General features: G+C 58.2%; 14 protein-coding genes. 10 read left to right on the top strand and 4 right to left on the bottom strand.

The window, feature by feature from the left end; all coding sequences use genetic code 11:
* Positions 1–2: 2 nt before the first annotated feature.
* Positions 3–1280, bottom strand: a complete 1278-nt coding sequence (locus ACA049_RS14440) for an OmpP1/FadL family transporter (protein ID WP_497336478.1) — start codon at positions 1278–1280, stop codon at positions 3–5.
* Positions 1281–1799: 519 nt separating this feature from the next.
* Here ACA049_RS14440 and ACA049_RS14435 point away from each other — a divergent pair.
* The gene (locus ACA049_RS14435) at positions 1800–3404 is read left to right on the top strand and encodes a DUF1254 domain-containing protein (RefSeq protein ID WP_497336476.1); all 1605 of its coding nucleotides are present in this window, start codon (positions 1800–1802) and stop codon (positions 3402–3404) included.
* 46 nt (positions 3405–3450) lie between these two features.
* Complete coding sequence (locus ACA049_RS14430; protein ID WP_497336474.1) at positions 3451–5838, top strand: DUF3772 domain-containing protein; 2388 nt, start codon at positions 3451–3453, stop codon at positions 5836–5838.
* Between the two features lie 104 nt (positions 5839–5942).
* Here ACA049_RS14430 and ACA049_RS14425 read toward each other — a convergent pair whose 3' ends face one another.
* From ACA049_RS14425 to ACA049_RS14415, 3 genes are all read right to left on the bottom strand, one after another.
* On the bottom strand, positions 5943–6986 hold the full coding sequence (locus tag ACA049_RS14425) for an alpha-xenorhabdolysin family binary toxin subunit B (RefSeq protein WP_497336472.1): 1044 nt from the start codon (positions 6984–6986) through the stop codon (positions 5943–5945).
* A 29-nt stretch (positions 6987–7015) separates the two neighbouring features.
* On the bottom strand, positions 7016–8215 hold the full coding sequence (locus ACA049_RS14420) for an alpha-xenorhabdolysin family binary toxin subunit A (protein WP_497336470.1): 1200 nt from the start codon (positions 8213–8215) through the stop codon (positions 7016–7018).
* A gap of 255 nt (positions 8216–8470) precedes the next feature.
* Positions 8471–9391 (bottom strand): helix-turn-helix domain-containing protein, encoded by a 921-nt coding sequence (locus ACA049_RS14415; RefSeq protein WP_497336468.1) that lies wholly within the window; start codon positions 9389–9391, stop codon positions 8471–8473.
* A 161-nt stretch (positions 9392–9552) separates the two neighbouring features.
* On the opposite strand from ACA049_RS14415, the gene ACA049_RS14410 reads away from it, so the two are divergent.
* The 8 genes from ACA049_RS14410 (at position 9553) to ACA049_RS14375 (ending at position 18379) form a co-directional block, all read left to right on the top strand.
* Positions 9553–10911, top strand: a complete 1359-nt coding sequence (locus tag ACA049_RS14410; RefSeq protein WP_497336466.1) for a glutamine synthetase family protein — start codon at positions 9553–9555, stop codon at positions 10909–10911.
* A gap of 170 nt (positions 10912–11081) precedes the next feature.
* Positions 11082–12170: a polyamine ABC transporter substrate-binding protein gene (locus ACA049_RS14405; protein ID WP_497336464.1), complete on the top strand. Its 1089-nt coding sequence runs from the start codon at positions 11082–11084 to the stop codon at positions 12168–12170.
* Positions 12167–13459 carry an NAD(P)/FAD-dependent oxidoreductase gene (locus ACA049_RS14400; RefSeq protein WP_497336462.1) on the top strand — a complete coding sequence of 431 codons (1293 nt, stop codon included), beginning with the start codon at positions 12167–12169 and terminating at the stop codon, positions 13457–13459. Before ACA049_RS14405 ends, ACA049_RS14400 begins: the two co-directional genes overlap by 4 nt.
* Positions 13460–13695: 236 nt before the next feature.
* Positions 13696–14292 carry a paraquat-inducible protein A gene (locus ACA049_RS14395; protein ID WP_497336460.1) on the top strand — a complete coding sequence of 199 codons (597 nt, stop codon included), beginning with the start codon at positions 13696–13698 and terminating at the stop codon, positions 14290–14292.
* Positions 14289–14948, top strand: a complete 660-nt coding sequence (locus ACA049_RS14390) for a paraquat-inducible protein A (protein WP_497336458.1) — start codon at positions 14289–14291, stop codon at positions 14946–14948. Before ACA049_RS14395 ends, ACA049_RS14390 begins: the two co-directional genes overlap by 4 nt.
* On the top strand, positions 14929–16584 hold the full coding sequence (locus tag ACA049_RS14385; RefSeq protein WP_497336456.1) for a PqiB family protein: 1656 nt from the start codon (positions 14929–14931) through the stop codon (positions 16582–16584). Before ACA049_RS14390 ends, ACA049_RS14385 begins: the two co-directional genes overlap by 20 nt.
* Positions 16585–16600: 16 nt before the next feature.
* Positions 16601–17161: a PqiC family protein gene (locus ACA049_RS14380; protein ID WP_497336454.1), complete on the top strand. Its 561-nt coding sequence runs from the start codon at positions 16601–16603 to the stop codon at positions 17159–17161.
* A 207-nt stretch (positions 17162–17368) separates the two neighbouring features.
* The gene (locus ACA049_RS14375) at positions 17369–18379 is read left to right on the top strand and encodes an iron ABC transporter substrate-binding protein (RefSeq protein WP_497336452.1); all 1011 of its coding nucleotides are present in this window, start codon (positions 17369–17371) and stop codon (positions 18377–18379) included.
* Positions 18380–18382 lie beyond the last annotated feature (3 nt).

The following is an 18382-nucleotide window of genomic DNA, read 5'->3' as shown; positions in this document are numbered from 1 at the left end:
GTTCAGTAACGCCAGGTCATGTTGGCCGACAGGGCCTGTATCCAGGCGTTGTCGAACTCGCCGGACACACGGCTGCCGGACAGCGATTTGGTCTGGTCGACGGACATGTCGCCCATCCACACGGTGACCCAACTGAAGTTAATGTCGGTTTCTTTGTTCACCGAGTACGTCAGGCCTGCGGCGAAGCGCCAGGCCGCGCCCATGGGCACGGTCAGCGTGCGATTGCTGTCGGACACCGCCGAGGTGTCGTAGGCGACACCGAAGTCCCAGAGCAAATCGGGGTTCATCTGGTATTGCGCGCCAAGGGCCAATTGATAGGTGTCTTTGTAATTCGCATCAATGGTGGTCGCCTGTGCTCCACCGGCGTTGGTGTCCACATCGATTTCGACTTCGCCGAATTTCGACCAGTCCTGCCAGTTGACGGACGCCAGGAACGCCCATTGCGCGTCCAGTTGCTGGTACAGGCTGAGGGTGGCGGTTTGCGGTACTTTCAGATCGATCCCGAGGTTGGTGCCGTCCAGTCGACTCACCAGCGGGCCGCTGTTCTTGATGTCCAGGCCGTCATCGAAGTCCAGGTCTACCTGGCTGGTGTAGGCCAAACCGATACGGGTCCCCGGTTGCGGCGCATAGATCACGCCGACGTTGGCGCCATAGCCCCAATCGCTGTCCTTGTACTTGTATTGACCGTCCGCCCGATCGGTAATGCCCAGGGGCGACTGATTGATCGCGGCTTCGGATTTGAGCATGCCATACATGGCTTTGACGCCGAGCCCGACGGACCATTGCTCGTTGAAGCGATACGCCACGCTCGGAACCAGTGACAAACCGGCGATGCTCGCGTTCTGTACGAAATAACGCCCGGACCAGTCGTTGTCGTAGTTCTCAGCGAGGCCGAAATCGCCATAGGAGCCGAAACCGACCGACCACTGGTCATCCAGTTGATGGCTGATGAAAAAACTGGCGCCGGGTATGGGATCGAGCACATTACCGCTGCCGGTACCCGGCGTATTGGTATCGCTGTCCCGTTCGAAGGAAAGATCGCCAAAGAGAATCTGCGCCCCCGCCGTGATCTGCGTACCGCTCAGATAACTCAGCCCCGCGGGGTTGCTGGCGATGGTCGAGGGGCCTTGTGCTCTGGCGGCGGCGCCGGCATTGGCCAGACCCGCATTATCCGTGGCGATCTCATACAACATGAGCCCGCCTGCGAAACTGCGCTCGCTGGCGAAGAGAGAGATCAATCCGATAACTGAAATAGTCAGGGCATTTTTATTCGACTGCATGATGTCCCTCTCATATGACGTTTAATCACTATCGAACAGGTAACAGCGCAACCGTTTCTTATGGCGAAGTGAAGTATTGCTGAGGATTCGACATTGTCCATTTGTGCACTTTCATAACCGCAATCAAGCCGCCAATCAGCGTTTTACCGGACAGATGGCTGCATTAGAGGGGGTTAAGGCATTTGTCGCCCCCCCCACTTCTGGGGGGTATGGAACAGTACATTTGAAACAAAACTGTTCCTCTTGATCATCCTGGCCAATAGTTGCCAATGGCTGGAGCGATCGCCAATGTGCGCCTATGCTTGGATTTGCTGGAAGAACGGATCGAGCACTTCGTCATGCTCCATCAACTGTGCGCACTATCTGTAAAGGGTCATCCGGGCGTACTAGTTTCAGTTCTCCCTGGAAGTAACCCCGGAGCCAGGTATGTAGCTTGCCTAACTCTCGAAAGTCTTCTCGCGCCACGCCCTTCCTCAGTTTGAATCGACAATGAGTCAGACATCCTCCCGGGAGAACACCATGGCGCACCTGCTCAAACCCATCGCCGTTCTGACGGCCCTGATGCTGACAACAGCGCAGGCGGCCACCGAAATCCCCTCGGCGATGAGGACGCCAGATCGGGTCGAGACCCGAATCGGCGTGTTGGACTTCAAGGATGGCGCGCCGAGCGCGAAAACTGCACAGGATGTCTACGACACACTGGCATTCACCCGCGGTATCGACGCCTTCATGAACAGCTATTCAGGTGCCTCGGCCTACGCGATTCGTGAGGGCTTCCACAGCATCGGAGCCGAGGACAACTCGGTGGTCATCTTTTCCGAGTTGATGGATTCCAATTCACTCTTTCTCACTGCCAATGCCGATACCATTTATTCCCTCGCCATTCTCGATTTGACGAAAGGCCCCTTGGTGGTTGAAGTGCCTCCCAAATCCCTCGGCACCCTCAATGACATGTGGTTCGGCTGGATCATCGACCTGGGCACGCCCGGTCCTGATCGGGGCGAAGGCGGTAAATACCTGATTCTGCCGCCCGGATACGAGGGCCCTGTTCCCGATGGCGGCTTCTTTGTCGGCCGCTCGAAAACCAATCATGTGATCTACGCCGTTCGCGCCTTTATGGAGAACAGCAACCCCAAACCTTCGGCGGACCTGATCAAGGACCGGTTGAAGATCTACCCCTACACGCCAGGCGGCTACGGCACCAGCATTGCCACGGCGCTCGAAGGTCAAGTCAAGCTGGAGCGAACCCCGCCGATTGCGCCGACAAAATTCGTGGAGGGCAGTGGCAAATCCTTCAACACCCTTCCGCCTAACGACTTCTCTTATTTCGAGACGCTCGACAAACTTGTGCAGCTGGAACCGGCAACCTCGTTTTCCGCGGAACTGCTCGGTCAACTGGCGGCCATTGGCATCGTGAAGGGCAAGCCGTTCCAGCCGGACGAGCGGATGAAAAAGATCCTCACCGACGCGGCGGCCGTGGGTAATGCGGCCGGACGCGTGCTGAACTGGCGGGCCGCCGAGTATCCCGGCTGGGCTTACTATCCCGACTCGATGTGGGCCAGCATGCTGTGGCAAGGTGGTTTCGACTTCGAAACTCCACCGCCAATGATTACCCCGGAAGGCTTGTTCAAGGCACAACCGGCGAGCGGCGCGCGGACACTTGATTCCCGCATGGCCTTCTACTACGGCTACACCATGGATTCGCCGGGCATGATCATGCGCCTGCCGAATGTGGGCTCGCAGTACCTCATGGGGTTTTCCGATGCCGACAAAAAGGCGTTCGATGGTGCCAAAACCTACAAGGTAACCCTGCCGCCGAAGATCCCGGCGGCCAACTTCTGGTCGTTCACTCTCTACGACAACCAGACGCGCTCCATGCTCCAGACACCCCAACGCTATCCGCGCGCAGGCAGCCAGACCTACCCTTCGCCCGCCGCCGTCGAGAACGCCGATGGCTCGACAACCATTTACTTTGGCCCTTCAAAACCTGCCGACGCCAAGGCCGGTAACTGGGTCCAGACCCTCCCCGACCGGGGCTGGTTCACGATACTGCGCTTCTATGGTCCACTTGAGCCGTTCTTCACCAAAGCGTGGCGGCCTGGTGAGATCGAAGTGGTCAAGTAAGGCAATCCCACAGGCTGAATGACTGACAAAAGAGTCGAACACGCCTATGCGACATGCACTGAAGTTAATGATTGTCGTCGCACTCACGCTGCTTGGAGCCAGCAGCGGAGTGCTGTCGGCCGCCGACCTGCCGCCGATGCCATCCCCGATGTCAGGCCCTGAGCCTGTCGCCATATCCCAGAGTGATCTGCAAGAACTGCAAATCCGCCTTGACCGAATCAAACAACAGATCTCGCTGGCCAATAACCTGACCCAAATGGTCGGCCTGCAAGATTCCGTACAGTTGTTTATCAATGATGTAGACAGCCTGCAGTCATCCCTGCTGCCCGAGCAGAAGCAACTGCAAGCGCAACTCGATGTGTTGGGCCCGGTATCACCCGACGATGTTGCGGCTGAGAAGACAGATATTGCGACGCAAAGAGCCTTTCTCTCCGAACAAAAGACCAAAGTCGACTCCAATCTGAAAACCCTGGCGGCGCTCAGAAACAATGCCGCCGGCCTGATCATTCAAATTGCCGGCATTCGCCGCAGCCTGCTGGAAACCGAAGTCACGCTGCGCAGCGGCAGTATTCTGGGCCCGGGATTCTGGGCGCCGTTGTTTAATCCGCTCAAGGAGGACCGCGAGCGGCTCAGCGATTTCATCCAGCAGGCTACCAGCGCCATCAAGGCTGCCTGGCAACCCGGCGAGCGCCTGTTTGCCGTCGTGCTGATCTTGCTGGCTGTAGGCATCTGGTCCTGGGGCCGAAGAATTGCCGAACGCGGGTTGACCTGGGTGTGTATTCATCGAATGCCGGAAGGACGTTTGCGTCGAAGTTCGCTCGCACTGGCGTCCGTCGTGGCAACGGTATTGACCACCGCGTGTGCAATGCAATTGCTGTTTTATGCGCTCACTCGACAACTGCCGTTGACGCCCCTGATTCAGAACTTTGCCGATGAATTCGAAAAAGTCATCTACGTCTGCATCCTGATCACCGGGCTGAGCCGGGCGCTGCTATCGACCGAACATCCCTCCTGGCGGCTACCGGCTATCGCTGATCCTGTTGCACTGGCGATCAAACCTTTCCCCAGAATACTGGCCGTCACGCTGCTGATTCTGGTCGGCCTGGCACAAGTCACCAACGTCACCGGCATGAGCCCGTCCGCCATCCTCTTCGGCCGCGGTTTTATCGCGCTGGTGGTCACGCTGATTATCGGTACGTTGTTCCGGCGTGCCAGCAAAGTCCGCAGAGCCGTCGCGGCCGCCGGGGAAGCACCCGAGTCGAGTACCACCGTCGCCGGGCTGATTTATTCATTCGCCGGTATCGCCGTAGTTGTCGCGATGATTGCCCTGCTGATCGGCTATATCTCCCTGGCACGATTCATCACTTACCAGCTGGTCTGGGGATTTATCATCCTGTCGGGCTTCTACTTGCTGACCCAGTTGTTCAGAGACAGCTGCGAGTACCTGTTTTCAGCCAAGAGCCCTAGCGGCAAGGCGCTCAAACAGTTGCTCGGGATCGGCGACGTGCGCCTTGAGCAAGTGTCGATCATTCTGTCCGGTGTCGGACGTGCCGGTTTAATGCTGCTGGCGGTCATTTCACTGTTTGTCGGTGGCGTCGGCACCACACTCGGGCAGTTGTTCACCCAGACGTTCGCCATCCTCGGCGGCGATGGCCTGCGCAAATTCAATATCATCCCGGGCCACTTGATGAATGCGTTGCTGGCCCTGTTCATCGGTATCTACCTGATTCGCACACTGCGCCGATGGCTGGATAACGAGTTCCTGCCCAAGACCGACATGGACCCCGGCATGTGTGCCTCGCTCAGCACACTGTTCGCCAACATTGGCTACGCCCTGGTGATTCTGCTGACGCTGTCATCCCTTGGCATTCAGTGGACCAACCTGGCGTGGATCGTCAGCGCCTTGTCGGTGGGGATCGGTTTCGGCTTGCAGGAAATCGTCAAGAATTTCGTCTCCGGCCTGATTCTCCTGACCGAACGCCCGGTCAAGGTCGGCGACCTGATCAGCATCAGCGGCGTCGAAGGCGATATCCGGCGCATCAACGTCAGGGCCACGGAAATACAACTCGCCGACCGCTCGATCGTCATCGTTCCGAACTCGCAATTGATTTCGCAAAACCTGCGCAACGTGACGCTGGGCGGCAGTGCCCAAGGTGTGGCGACACTGGAATTGGTGTTCCCGCTGGATATTGATCCTGAGCAAGTGCAAAACCTGCTGTACGACACGTATCAGGAACACGAAACCATCCTCGACAAACCGGCGCCGTTTGTTCGATTCAGCAAGTTGAGTCCGGAAGGGATTACGTTGACGGTTACCGGGTATGTCAGTAGCCCGAGAATTGTCGGGACGACCAAAAGCGATCTGTTGTTTGAGATTTTGAAACGGTTAGGCGCGGCGGGTATTGAACTGGCGAAGCCTGCGCCTACTGTTTGAAGATCAAAAGATCGCAGCCTCGTTGCACTCGACAGCTCCTACACGGGTTCTGCATTCACCTGTAGGAGCTGTCGAGTGCAACGAGGCTGCGATCTTTTAATGGCCTAGTTGATCAGCGTGCTGTTGTAGTCACCCTCTAATCCTTCCAGATGGCTCTTGTATCGCGCCAACAGCCTGAACAGCCCGGCCTGGTTGTATTCCAGGTTTCTCAGCGTCTCAAGGTGCATGGGAAATCCTCGCCACACACCGGCCACGACAATGATTTCTTCACCCGCAGTCCTGCGACGACGGTCTATTTCCACAACAGCGCTGATGTCGGAAAAGAGATCTTCAGCGCTCTGAAGCTCGATATTCAGCCCTTCGGCCAGGCGGCTGATCGACTCGATCTCCAGGTCCAGAGTGTTGCGTGACGTCGCGAGTTGGGTGTACTTGATCCCGTCAGAGACCACCCCCAACACCTTCCTCACCAGTTCAATGGCCTGTTTGACGGCTTCCTTTTTCGGGTTGGCCATGTCCAGACCGTCCAGTGCCTTGCCGTCCGGAATGTAATTCTTGTACATGTCGGCCAGGTTGAACTCGCGAATCACGTCCTGCGCCTTGATCAGTGTGTCCCGCTGCTCCTCGCACTTCGCTTTGTTGAGGTGGTGGTCATTGAGCTGGGCCAGAATCCTGGCTTTGCGCTCGCGCGCGACCTTCAGCGGTTCATCCGCGCGCTCACCGATCTCGATCTTGTAAAGACTCTGGACTTCGCTCTCCAGCAGCCGTGAGCGCGCGATGAATTTCGCCTCCACGCCCTCCAGCATTGCCTCGATGTTGCCTTTGACGTTGGCCAGTTCGTCGACCACCAGCGCCCGGTCGTCCGGGGTCAGGTCATGCCTGTCCAAAGCGCCGTTCAACTCATCCAGGACCTCGAACCACTGTTTCCCCGAGGCATTGTTCAGCGCGGTCAGCAAGACCGGAAAGGATTCACGCAGGGCGGTATCGATATTATTCAAATAGGCGACTACACGGTGTGCCCGCTCCTGTAGCACGTCCGGCCGTTCATTTCTGAAGTTGGCCAGCCTGGAGATATCACGAACGGTTTGAATGATGTTTTTTACGTCAATGACCGGAATAACCGGGGTATCGATCGGTGTGACACGGCTCATGGCAATAATCCTTTTGTCCGCTGGGCACATCAGTTGAAGGTTTTTTTGTATTCGTCGAGGGCTTCGTTAAACACCGTCACCAAATCACTGGCGGTGTTCTTGACGTCGCGCCACGGATCGATCACCTGCGCGAACTCGGCGACAAATGAGGTCAGGCGCAAGGCATTGTTGATGCGGCCAAACTGTTCGGCCGATGAATCGACCTTGCTCAGAATGGTTTGCCACATCGTGTTCAAGATATTGAGGGCCGCTTCAGCGCCGGCCATGCGGATACCGATGTCACCAAAGTTGGACATGGAACTTTCGATGGCGCTCTGCAAGTTCTCTTTGCCACTCACGGCCCGTTCCAGCGCGTCGATCTCTTCTTTCAAGGCATTGCGCTCTTTACGGGCGGTCTCGGCTTTCGGGCCGAAGATCGAACCTGAAATCGGCCAGAAGATCGGCAGGCCGCCCGAGAACGACATGCCGACGTAATAGTCGTAATCCTTGTCGAGCTGGATGACCCGGTCCTTCTTTTCCCGAATGGTTTGTCTGGTACTGGCGATGGATTCGAGCAAGTTGTTGCGTTCCATCAGGTCATATTTGCCCTTCACTTCCGACTGCAAACCAAACACACGCTTACCGCCAGACAACTCGCCGCCCGACAATTCGATCTTGAAGTTGGACAGGCGATCTTTCAGCTCTTGGGTGGCGCCTTGCTGGCGTTTGATATCGACCTTCATCAGTTCGATGATTTCCGTCACGGCCGACGCCACTTCGCCGTCGTCAGACGTATAGCGCAGGCCTTCGAGGTCGTTGTTGCTCATCTCGCCCAGCGTCGTCCTGACGCGGTCCATGATCGGCATTTCCTTGATGACGGAAATGATCTCGCTGCCACTGCTGACGATGTTTTTGGCGGCGGAACTCAGGTCAATGCTTTGCTGGACGATCTTGTTTTCCACCGCATCCCAGCTGGCGGCGTGAATTCTGATTTTCTTGAACAACACCTGGATATCACTGGGTTCGAGCCCGGCGATGTCGACTTTGGTGTACTTCAGGTATGACTCAACCTCCGGCAACTCGCTGGGCAACGCGAGGCCTTTCTTTACATATTGTTTGATCTTGATGACATCTTCTTTGGTAAAGATCCCGGCGCTACGCGCCACACCGGGAAACTCGCCCGATATCAGTTGAAGTACCGCTTTTGGAAGGTCATGGCTACTTTCTGATTCTTTCAACAGCACAGTCATTGTGATTACCTCGGTTCGTTCAAATCGATACACGACGTGTATCGACGAGCAGAAACCTAGATGACCTTTGTGCCTGACTCAAATTAGCTTGAATACAGTACAAACAACTCAACAAACTGATTTAAAAGGAATAAATTTCAGAGTCAGACATTCCTGAAACATCGAGCCACACTTGCAGGAAATGGACTACAGACGAGGACTATGGAAAACACCGATACACGTACAAGAATTTAAAGTTCGTAATAACCGACTCTTTTAATAGTGCGATCTGCGCGGGCTATTGCGTTTGAGCGTTTCGCTCGGCAGTTCCTTGAATAGCGCCCGATAACTGCTGGAAAACCGCCCCAAATGCCAGAACGACCAATTCATCGCCACTTCAGCAACAGTGGTGTCATTCGACGTGCGCGCGAGCAATTCGCGGTGGGCGCTGTTGAGGCGGCGCAGGCGCAGCCAATGGGTCGGCGTCATTCCGGTGAACGCCTTGAACGCGTGCTGCAACTGACGCAGGGAAACCCCGGCGACCTGGGACAGCTCCAGCAGGTTGAGGGTTTCTTCGGGTGAATCGGCGGCCCATCCGCCGATGCGCTTCATGACGGCGCGTTCTTCGGTGCGGCGCTGCAGGCCGCCGCGATCGAGGCACACGCACGCGTTATCGAGGATGTACAGGCAGTCTTCGAGCAGTTGCTGGGTCAACGCTTCCTTGCTGGGTGGGTCGAGCGTTTCGGCGAGCCGGGTCAAGGTGCCGCTCAACCAGCGGCTGAACAGGGCGTTCTGCCCCGAGTTCAGCGGCGACATGAACAAGCCTTCCAGCCGCGCGACGTTCAGACCGTGACGCTGCACGAACTCCGGACCGAACACCACGGCGACTTCCTGGTAGTTCTCCGGGGTGATCCAGATGTTGCGGCTTTCGCCATTCAACACATACAGCGCGTTGTCGCTGCGATCGAAACAGAACGCCAGCGAACCCTCGGGCGCGCTGAAATTCTGCTCGACCCGGGTGTTCATCTGCTCTTCGTAGATTTCCACGCCTTGCAGGTCCAGGTAGCGCACGCGCCCGGCGAAATGCCCCGGCGACATCTGCTGATAATGCTGGACCCAACCCGGCGTGGCGCGGATTTGCGCGGCGACATCGTCGGTGTTGAACGCTTGAACCTGGATTGGACTGGACGCTGACATGAATGACCTTACGCACTCGTTTGGTGCGTTTTGGTGCTGCTGAAAGTGGATAGATGGAACCGCAAGGCTCGCCCAAGATAGTCGTCAACGCGTCTCAGGGGAAGTGTGTGGTGGATGAAACCACCCTCCCCGGCGTTAATAAAACCAATAACGAGGTCTTTATGAATGTCCCTTTCGATCAGCTGTTCACGTGGCTGAAAGATCACAAGATTACCGAAGTCGAGTGTGTGGTCAGCGACTTGACCGGCATTGCACGCGGCAAAATCGCACCCACCAACAAGTTCCTGCATGAGCGAGGCATGCGCCTGCCGGAAAGTGTGCTGTTGCAAACGGTAACCGGGGACTTTGTCGACGACGACATCTACTACGACCTGCTCGACCCCGCCGACATCGACATGGTCTGCAAGCCCGTCGCCGACGCGGTGTACGTGATTCCATGGGCCATCGAGCCGACCGCCATCGTCATCCACGACACCTTCGATAAGTTCGGCAACCCGATCGAACTGTCGCCGCGCAACGTGCTGAAGAAAGTGCTGCAGTTGTACACCGACAAAGGCTGGCGGCCGATTGTCGCCCCGGAAATGGAGTTTTACCTGACCCAGCGTTGCGAAGACCCGGACTTGCCACTCAAGGCACCGCTGGGCCGTTCGGGCCGTGCGGAGAGTGGTCGTCAGTCGTTTTCCATCGATGCCGCCAACGAATTCGATCCGCTGTTCGAAGACGTCTACGACTGGTGCGAACTGCAAGGCCTGGACCTCGACACGCTGATCCACGAAGACGGCCCGGCGCAGATGGAAATCAACTTCCGTCATGGCGACGCGCTGGACCTGGCGGACCAGATCACCGTGTTCAAACGCACCATGCGCGAGGCGGCGCTCAAGCACAACGTCGCGGCGACGTTCATGGCCAAGCCGATTGGTGATGAGCCCGGCAGCGCCATGCACATTCACCAAAGCGTGGTCGACATCGCCACCGGGCAGCCGATCTTCGCCAGTGCCGACGGCACGATGAGCGAGCTGTTCCTGCACCACATCGGCGGCCTGCAAAAGTACATCCCGAAAGTGCTGCCGATGTTCGCACCCAACGTCAACTCGTTCCGCCGGTTCCTGCCGGACACCTCGGCCCCGGTCAACGTCGAATGGGGCGAAGAAAACCGCACCGTCGGCCTGCGAGTGCCGACCTCGACACCGGACTCGATGCGCGTGGAAAACCGCTTGCCGGGGGCTGACGCCAACCCGTACCTGGCAATCGCGGCCAGTTTGTTGTGCGGTTACCTGGGCATGGTTGAACGCATCGAACCAAGCGCGGCGGTGCAAGGCCGAGCCTACGAACGCCGCAACCTGCGCCTGCCGATCACCATCGAGGACGCGCTGACGCAGATGGAAGAAAGCGAAACCATCGGGCGGTATCTGGGCGACAAATTCGTGCGCGGTTACGTGGCGGTCAAGCGTGCCGAACACGAGAACTTCAAACGGGTGATCAGCTCCTGGGAGCGTGAGTTCTTGATGCTCAGCGTCTAGCAAACAAGCTCCCACATGAGATCGCATTCCCCATTGTGGGAGCGGGCTTGCTCGCGAAGGCGCCGGCACAGTCAAAATTGATGCCACCTGACACACCGCCTTCGCGAGCAAGCCCGCTCCCACAGGGAAATGCCAACACCTGAAAATTCTAAAATCCGAAGAGGTGTCGAATGCGTCTATTGAAATCCATGGTTCCGGCCGCGCTGGCCGTGTTGTTCAGTGCCGTTGCCCAGGCTCAACCCACCGTCAGCGTCTACAACTGGACCGATTACATCGGCGAAACCACACTCGCTGACTTCCAGGCCAAATCCGGGATCAAGGTGATCTACGACGTCTTCGATTCCAATGAAACCCTGGAGGGCAAGTTGCTCGCCGGCCGCACCGGGTATGACGTGGTCGTGCCGTCCAACCACTTTCTGGCCCGTCAGGTGAAGGCCGGCGCGTTCCTCAAACTGGACCGCGCGCAGTTGCCCAACTTCAAGAACCTCGACCCGAAACTGTTGGCGCTGCTGGAGAAAAACGATCCGGGCAACGAGCATTCCGTGCCGTACCTGTGGGGCACCAACGGCATCGGCTACAACGTCGACAAGGTCAAGCAAGTGCTGGGCATCGATCGCATCGATTCCTGGGAGGTGCTGTTCGAACCGGAAAACATCAAGAAGCTCAGCCAGTGCGGCGTGTCGATGATGGACTCGGCCGATGAAGTGTTCCCGGCGATTCTCAATTACATGGGCATGGACCCGCGCAGCGAGAACCCCGAGGACTTCAAGAAAGCTGAAGCCAAGCTGTTGAGCATCCGGCCTTACATCACCTATTTCCACTCGTCCAAGTACGTGTCAGACCTGGCCAATGGCGACATCTGCGTCGCCTTCGGCTATTCCGGCGACGTGTTCCAGGCCGCGAATCGGGCCAAGGAAGCCAAGAATGGCGTGAACATCGCCTACGCGATCCCGAAGGAAGGCAGTAACTTGTGGTTCGACCTGCTGGCGATTCCTGCCGATGCCGGCAACCAGAAAGAAGCCCACGCTTTCATCAACTACCTGCTCGATCCGCAAGTGATTGCCAAGGTCAGTGCCTCGGTCGGTTATGCCAACCCGAACCCGGCCGCCAAGCAATACATGGACGCTGAACTGGTGAACAACCCTGAGGTTTATCCACCCCAGGCAGTCCTCGACAAACTCTACATTTCGACCACCCCGCCCCAGGCGATCATGCGACTGATGACCCGTTCCTGGAGCAAAGTGAAGTCCAACCAATGAATAACGAACACGCACACTCCTATTACGCGGCCACCGCCAATGGCCTGGCGCCCTACCCCTCGCTGGCCTCGGACCTTGTGGCCGATGTCTGCGTGATTGGCGGCGGTTTCACCGGGGTCAATACCGCGATCGAACTGGCTCAGCGCGGGCTCTCGGTGATTCTGCTGGAGGGCCGACGCATCGGTTGGGGCGCCAGCGGGCGCAATGGCGGGCAACTGATCCGTGGCATCGGCCATGACGTCAGCGGTTTCACCCGTTACGTCGGTGAGGACGGCGTGCGCTATCTGGAGCGTGCGGGTGTCGAGTCAGTGGAACTGGTGGGCAAGCGCATCCGTGAACACGGGATTGAGTGCGACTTGCGCTGGGGATTCTGCGAACTCGCCAACACCCAGGCGCAGTTCGCGGCGTTCAAGGCGGAGCAGGAAAGTCTGGCCGAATCAGGTTACGCCCATGAAACCCGTCTGGTCGGGCCGGAGCAGATCCGTCAGCAAGTGGTGGATTCAGGCGTCTATGCCGGTGGTCTGATCGACATGGGCTCGGGCCATCTGCACCCGCTCAATCTGGTGCAGGGCGAAGCGAAGCTGGCGCAATCCCTTGGCGTGCAGATTTTCGAGCAGAGCCCTGTGCTGGAATTGATCCATGGCAGCACGGTGCAGGTTCGCTGTGCTGGCGGCACGGTGCGCGCCGGCACTCTGGTGCTGGCCTGCAACGCGCACCTGGAAGAACTCGAACCGACACTCAGCGGCAAAGTGCTCCCGGCCGGCAGCTACATCATCGCCACCGAGCCTTTGGCACCTGAGGTTGCCGCGCAACTCATCCCGCAGAACCTGGCGTTGTGCGACCAGAAAGTCGGCCTGGATTACTACCGGCTCTCGGCGGACCGGCGCTTGCTGTTCGGTGGCGCCTGCCATTATTCCGGGCGCGATCCGGCCGACATCACCGCGTACATGCGCCCGCAGATGCTCAAGGTCTTCCCGCAACTGCGCGATGTACGCGTCGACTATCAGTGGGGCGGCCGGATCGGCATCTCTGCCAATCGTTTTCCGCAGGTTGGCCGGTTGAGTCAGCATCCGAATGTGTTTTATGCGCAGGGTTACTCGGGGCATGGGCTGAACGTGACGCATTGGTGCGCGAAGCTGTTGGGGGAAGCGATTCATGCCGGGCACAATCGAGGGTTTGATGTGTTCAGCGCCGTGCCTCACATGACCTTTCCGGGCGGGCCGATGCTGCGCTCGCCACTGCTGGCGCTGGGCATGTTGTGGTATCGCCTGCGCGAGATGCTCGGCTAACCGCCTGGCGCCGTGTACGACTGTAGGAGCTGTCGAGTGAAACGAGGCTGCGATCTTTTGATCTTGCTTTTAAAAAGATCAAAGTCAAAAGATCGCAGCCTCGTTTCACTCGACAGCTCCTACAGGGGTTCTGCGCATTTCCTGGTCCCGGAACCGCCTTTCGATTTGCTCAATCGCGAGGCACTTCTATATTGAGGAGGTGCTCTGACTTTCCTGCGTTCTGGCGAGTGCGGCCTATGGCTACGACTGACCAACTGATCATCTGCGAGCACTGCGACTGCGTGTATGAAAAAGTCACGCTCGCCAAACATCAAAAAACCCTGTGCACACGCTGCGGCGGCGTGCTCCAGCGCTATAACGGCCTGACGGTGGAACAACGCCTGGCGTTGACCTGGACCGCGTTGATGCTGTGGATTTTCGCCAATTTCTACCCGGTCATGAGCATCAGCCTCAAAGGCCTGAAAAACAGCGCAACCCTCTGGGATTCGGTGCTGGCCTTGAGCCTGGGGCCGATTACCTTCATCGCCATGGTGGCCGCCATCGCAATGATCATCGCGCCAATCTTCCAGCTATTGCTGCTGATCTGGGTGCTGAGCTACGCCCTCGCTTCCCGGCGCTCGCCCGGTTTCAAATTCTGCATGCGCTGGCTGGAAACCCTTCGGCCGTGGAGCATGCTCGAAGTCTGTCTGCTGGGGGCGATGGTCGCGGTGATCAAACTCGCCGGGCTGCTCGATGTGCTGCCCGGTATCGGGCTGTTTGCGCTGGCCGTGCTCAGCCTGATGATGATCCGCATCGCCGGGCGCGATGTCCGTGATCTGTGGGACATCTTATGACCAGGCCTCCGGTCGCCAGCGAACTCAACCTGTGCCTCTGTCACAGTTGCGGGCTGGCCTGTGACATGACCCTGGAGCCTCACGAATGCGAGCGCTGCGGTGCGCCACTGCATCGACGCAAAACCAACGCGCTGGCCCGGACCTGGGCCTACCTGTTGGCCTCGCTGGTGTTTTACATCCCGGCCAATCTGTTGCCGGTGATGAACACCAAAATGGTCGGTGACGGCGCTGACAGCACGATCATGAGTGGCGTGCTGGAGTTCTGGCAGCACGGTGCCTGGGACATCGCCCTGATCATTTTTATCGCCAGCATCGCGGTGCCGGGCATCAAATTCGTCGCCCTGATGCTGTTGCTGATCACGGTGCAGCGCGACAGCCTCTGGGCACGCAAGGAACGGTCGAAGCTCTACCGTTTCGTCGAGGTCATCGGTTACTGGTCCATGCTCGATGTGATCGTGGTGGCGCTGGTGGCCTCATTGGTGAAGTTTCAAGCCCTGGCCGATATCGAACCGCGCCCGGGCATTCTGTTTTTTGGTCTGGTGGTGGTGTTCACCATGCTGTCAGCGATGAGTTTCGATCCACGCATGATCTGGGATCAGCAGCGCGATCAACACTCACAAACCGAGGAGGACATGGATGAAGTCGCAAGCCACTGACGGGCCGCAAGCCCCTGGCCAGGCCCCCATCAAGACCCGTCGATTCAGCATTTCGCTGGTCTGGATCGTGCCGATCGTCGCGGTGCTGGTGGGGATCTCCCTCGTCGTCCACAGCATCATGCAGGAAGGCCCGACCATCACCGTCACGTTCAAGACCGGCAATGGCCTTACCGCCAACAAGACTGAGGTCAAATACCGCAATGTGGTGATCGGACACGTCTCGGACGTGGAGCTGAGCGGTGACCAGAAGAGTGTCAACGCCACGATCAAACTGGCCAAACAGGCGGAAAGCTTTACCCGCGAAGACTCGCAGTTCTGGGTGGTGCGTCCGCGTATCGGTGCCGGCGGCGTGTCGGGCATCGACACCTTGCTTTCCGGTGACTACATCGGCGCCGACATCGGCCAGGCCAACACTCGTGCGAAAAACTTCAAAGGCCTGGAGAACCCGCCACCGATTACCTATGGCGAGCCCGGCAAACGCTTTACCTTGCACACCCAAGACCTTGGGTCGCTGGACATCGGCTCGCCGGTTTATTACCGGAAAATCCCGGTCGGCCAGGTGGTGGCCTACGCCCTGGACCCTGACGGCAAAGGCGTCAACATCGACCTGTTCATTCACTCACCGAATGACGCCTACGTCACCGAAAACACCCGGTTCTGGAACGCCAGCGGCATCGATGTCAGTGTCGGCGCCAACGGATTTGCAGTGAAGACCGAGTCGTTGTCCTCGCTGCTGGTGGGCGGCATCGCCTTTCGCGCGCCGGAGTACAGCCCCAACGACAAACCGGCGCCAGAAGAGTATGCCTACGAACTGTTCCCCGACCAGCAAACCGCCCTCGCCCCGCCCAGTGGCAAGGGCCAATACTTGAGCCTGCGTTTCGACCAGGCCCTGCGCGGCCTCAAGGTCGATGCTCCGGTGGAATTCCTCGGCGTGGAGTTCGGCAAAGTGGTGTCGATCAATCTGGATTTCGATGCTCAGAAGCGAACCTTCCCGGTCAACGTCGGCATCGTGATCTACCCGCAGCGCCTGGGCCTGGCCCACACCAAAATGCTCAAGGCGCTGAATCATGATCCCAATGATGAAGCCGCGGGCATTCGGCTGATGGGCACCTTTATCGAGAACGGTCTGCGTGCCCAGGCCCGCAGCGGCAATCTGCTGACCGGCCAGTTGTACATTTCACTGGATTTCTACCCCAAGGCCGAGAAAGTCGCGTTTGATCCGAGCGCCCGTCCGGTCAGCATTCCGACCGTACCGGGCAGCCTTGAAGAGCTGCAGGGAAAACTGGAGGCCATGGTCGACAAGATCAACAAACTGCCAATCGAGCGCATCGCCGGCAATCTGGACAGCAACCTGGTCGAACTGCGCAAAGGCCTCGCCCAGTTCAACGCCAAGACCCTGCCGGGCGTGCAAACCACCCTGGCCGACGTCAGCAAGACGCTGCAATCGGCCAGCTCGACGCTCGCCGAAGACTCACCGCAGCGGGAACAGTTGACCCAGACCCTGGACGAACTCGGGCGCATGTCGCGCTCCTTGCGTGAGCTCTCGGATTACCTGGGACGGCATCCGGAATCACTGATTCGCGGCCGCCCCAACAACGCCGCACCGATGGATCTGCAGGCGCCACCGCGCAACTGACCACAGGAGCAACACCATGGCTTTTTCGCTGAAGATCACCTTGGTCACCGCGCTGTTACTGCTCACCGCTTGCCGCAGTGATCCGATCCAGTTTCATACGTTGATTCCGGCGCAACTGAGCGCCAATTCGAGAAGCGGTGCCGCAGAGATTCAGATCGAAAGTCTCAGCGTACCGCCCCAGGTCGATCGTCCGCAGATCGTTATCCGCCAGGGCAACAGCGGCCTGGCGATACTCGAAACCGAATGGTGGGCCGCCAGCCTGGTGGATGAATTGCGCAGCGCCATGGTCGACCAACTGGTCAACAACAACCCTCAGCGCAAACTGTCGGTGCGCCTGGACGTGCAGCGCTTCGACTCGGTTCCAGGGCAATACGCGTTGATCGACGTCAAATGGCGTCTGCGCAACCTCGGCGACAGCGATACCACGCTGGTGTCCTGCCGCAGCACCTTGCAGACCCCTTCAGGCCCCAGCATTGATGATTTGGTGGTGGCGCATCAGAACAACGTCAAACGTCTGGCTGCTGCGATCAGTCAGGCTGCCGGCGGAGCGTCGAAAGGCTGCCCATCGGGTCAGTGATGACATCGTTTGATTCAGATCCATCGGGCAAGGGGCCGAGGTGCTGCTAATCTGAATGAAAATGACATGTATTAACGGTTTCTTTGACGTTATTTTCTCATTTTGCGCTCTACATTCCCTGCGACTCACACCATGCAAATGATTCGCATCGACGTGCCCGCGAATCGACGTGCATGCCTTCTAAAAAGAACAGGAGCTGCCGACAGAATGATCACCCCTATCCCTTCCTTCCTTAAAACAGCCTTGCTGGCCACCGCACTGCTCAGCGCAGGGCCGGTGTTTGCAGCGGACGACGGCATCGTGGTCTACAACGCGCAACACGAGAGCCTGACTAAAGCCTGGGTCGAGGGTTTCACCAAGGAAACCGGCATCAAGGTTACGGTGCGCAATGGCGACGACACCGAGATGGGCAATCAGATCGTGCAGGAAGGCGCCGCCTCTCCGGCCGATGTGTTCCTGACCGAGAACTCCCCGGCGATGGTGCTGGTGGATAACGCGGGGCTGTTTGCACCGGTAGCGCCGGCCACCCTGGAACAAGTCGATGCCGCGTACCGTCCGGCCCACGGCAAATGGGTCGGGATCGCCGCGCGCTCCACGGTGTTTGTCTATAACCCGAGCAAACTGCCCGAAGCCGATTTGCCGAAATCGCTGATGGACCTCGCCAGCCCTGCCTGGAAAGGTCGCTGGGGCGCGTCGCCAGCGGGGGCCGATTTCCAGGCAATCGTCGCCGCCGTGCTGGAGCTCAAGGGTGAAGCGGCTACGCTCGAATGGCTCAAAGGGATGAAAACCAACTTCACCGCCTATCGCGGCAACAGCTCGGTGCTTAAAGCGGTCAATGCCGGGCAGATCGACAGCGGCGTGATCTATCACTATTACAGTTTCGGCGATCAGGCCAAGACCGGCGAAAACAGCAAGAACACCGCCCTGCACTACTTCAAGCACAAGGATCCGGGGGCGTTTGTCAGCATTTCGGGTGGCGGCGTGCTGGCGTCCAGCAAGCACAAGGAACAAGCCCAGGCGTTGCTGAAATGGATCACCGGCAAGGACGGTCAGGAGATTCTCAAAACCGGAAAATCGTTCGAATACGCCGTGGGCAAAAACGCTCAATCCAATCCAAAACTGGTGCCTTTGCAGCAGCTCGACGCCCCAGCGGTCGATGCTTCAAAACTCGACAGCAAAAAAGCCGTGGAGCTGATGACTCAGGCGGGACTGCTTTAAGTG

The organism is Pseudomonas sp. LBUM1662 (assembly GCF_059695915.1).
Note: the sequence above shows the minus strand (reverse complement) of the source record. Positions and strands in the feature narration are given on the sequence as shown.

What these genes read in the sequence shown, in the direction of transcription:
- ACA049_RS14375 (WP_497336452.1), top strand. Translation starts at nt 17,369, where the DNA reads ATGATCACCCCTATCCCTTCCTTCCTTAAAACAGCCTTGCTGGCCACC.
- ACA049_RS14410 (WP_497336466.1), top strand. Translation starts at nt 9,553, where the DNA reads ATGAATGTCCCTTTCGATCAGCTGTTCACGTGGCTGAAAGATCACAAG.
- ACA049_RS14430 (WP_497336474.1), top strand. Translation starts at nt 3,451, where the DNA reads ATGCGACATGCACTGAAGTTAATGATTGTCGTCGCACTCACGCTGCTT.
- ACA049_RS14415 (WP_497336468.1), bottom strand. Translation starts at nt 9,391, where the DNA reads ATGTCAGCGTCCAGTCCAATCCAGGTTCAAGCGTTCAACACCGACGAT.
- ACA049_RS14440 (WP_497336478.1), bottom strand. Translation starts at nt 1,280, where the DNA reads ATGCAGTCGAATAAAAATGCCCTGACTATTTCAGTTATCGGATTGATC.
- ACA049_RS14395 (WP_497336460.1), top strand. Translation starts at nt 13,696, where the DNA reads ATGGCTACGACTGACCAACTGATCATCTGCGAGCACTGCGACTGCGTG.
- ACA049_RS14400 (WP_497336462.1), top strand. Translation starts at nt 12,167, where the DNA reads ATGAATAACGAACACGCACACTCCTATTACGCGGCCACCGCCAATGGC.
- ACA049_RS14390 (WP_497336458.1), top strand. Translation starts at nt 14,289, where the DNA reads ATGACCAGGCCTCCGGTCGCCAGCGAACTCAACCTGTGCCTCTGTCAC.
- ACA049_RS14405 (WP_497336464.1), top strand. Translation starts at nt 11,082, where the DNA reads ATGCGTCTATTGAAATCCATGGTTCCGGCCGCGCTGGCCGTGTTGTTC.
- ACA049_RS14420 (WP_497336470.1), bottom strand. Translation starts at nt 8,215, where the DNA reads ATGACTGTGCTGTTGAAAGAATCAGAAAGTAGCCATGACCTTCCAAAA.
- ACA049_RS14385 (WP_497336456.1), top strand. Translation starts at nt 14,929, where the DNA reads ATGAAGTCGCAAGCCACTGACGGGCCGCAAGCCCCTGGCCAGGCCCCC.
- ACA049_RS14425 (WP_497336472.1), bottom strand. Translation starts at nt 6,986, where the DNA reads ATGAGCCGTGTCACACCGATCGATACCCCGGTTATTCCGGTCATTGAC.
- ACA049_RS14380 (WP_497336454.1), top strand. Translation starts at nt 16,601, where the DNA reads ATGGCTTTTTCGCTGAAGATCACCTTGGTCACCGCGCTGTTACTGCTC.
- ACA049_RS14435 (WP_497336476.1), top strand. Translation starts at nt 1,800, where the DNA reads ATGGCGCACCTGCTCAAACCCATCGCCGTTCTGACGGCCCTGATGCTG.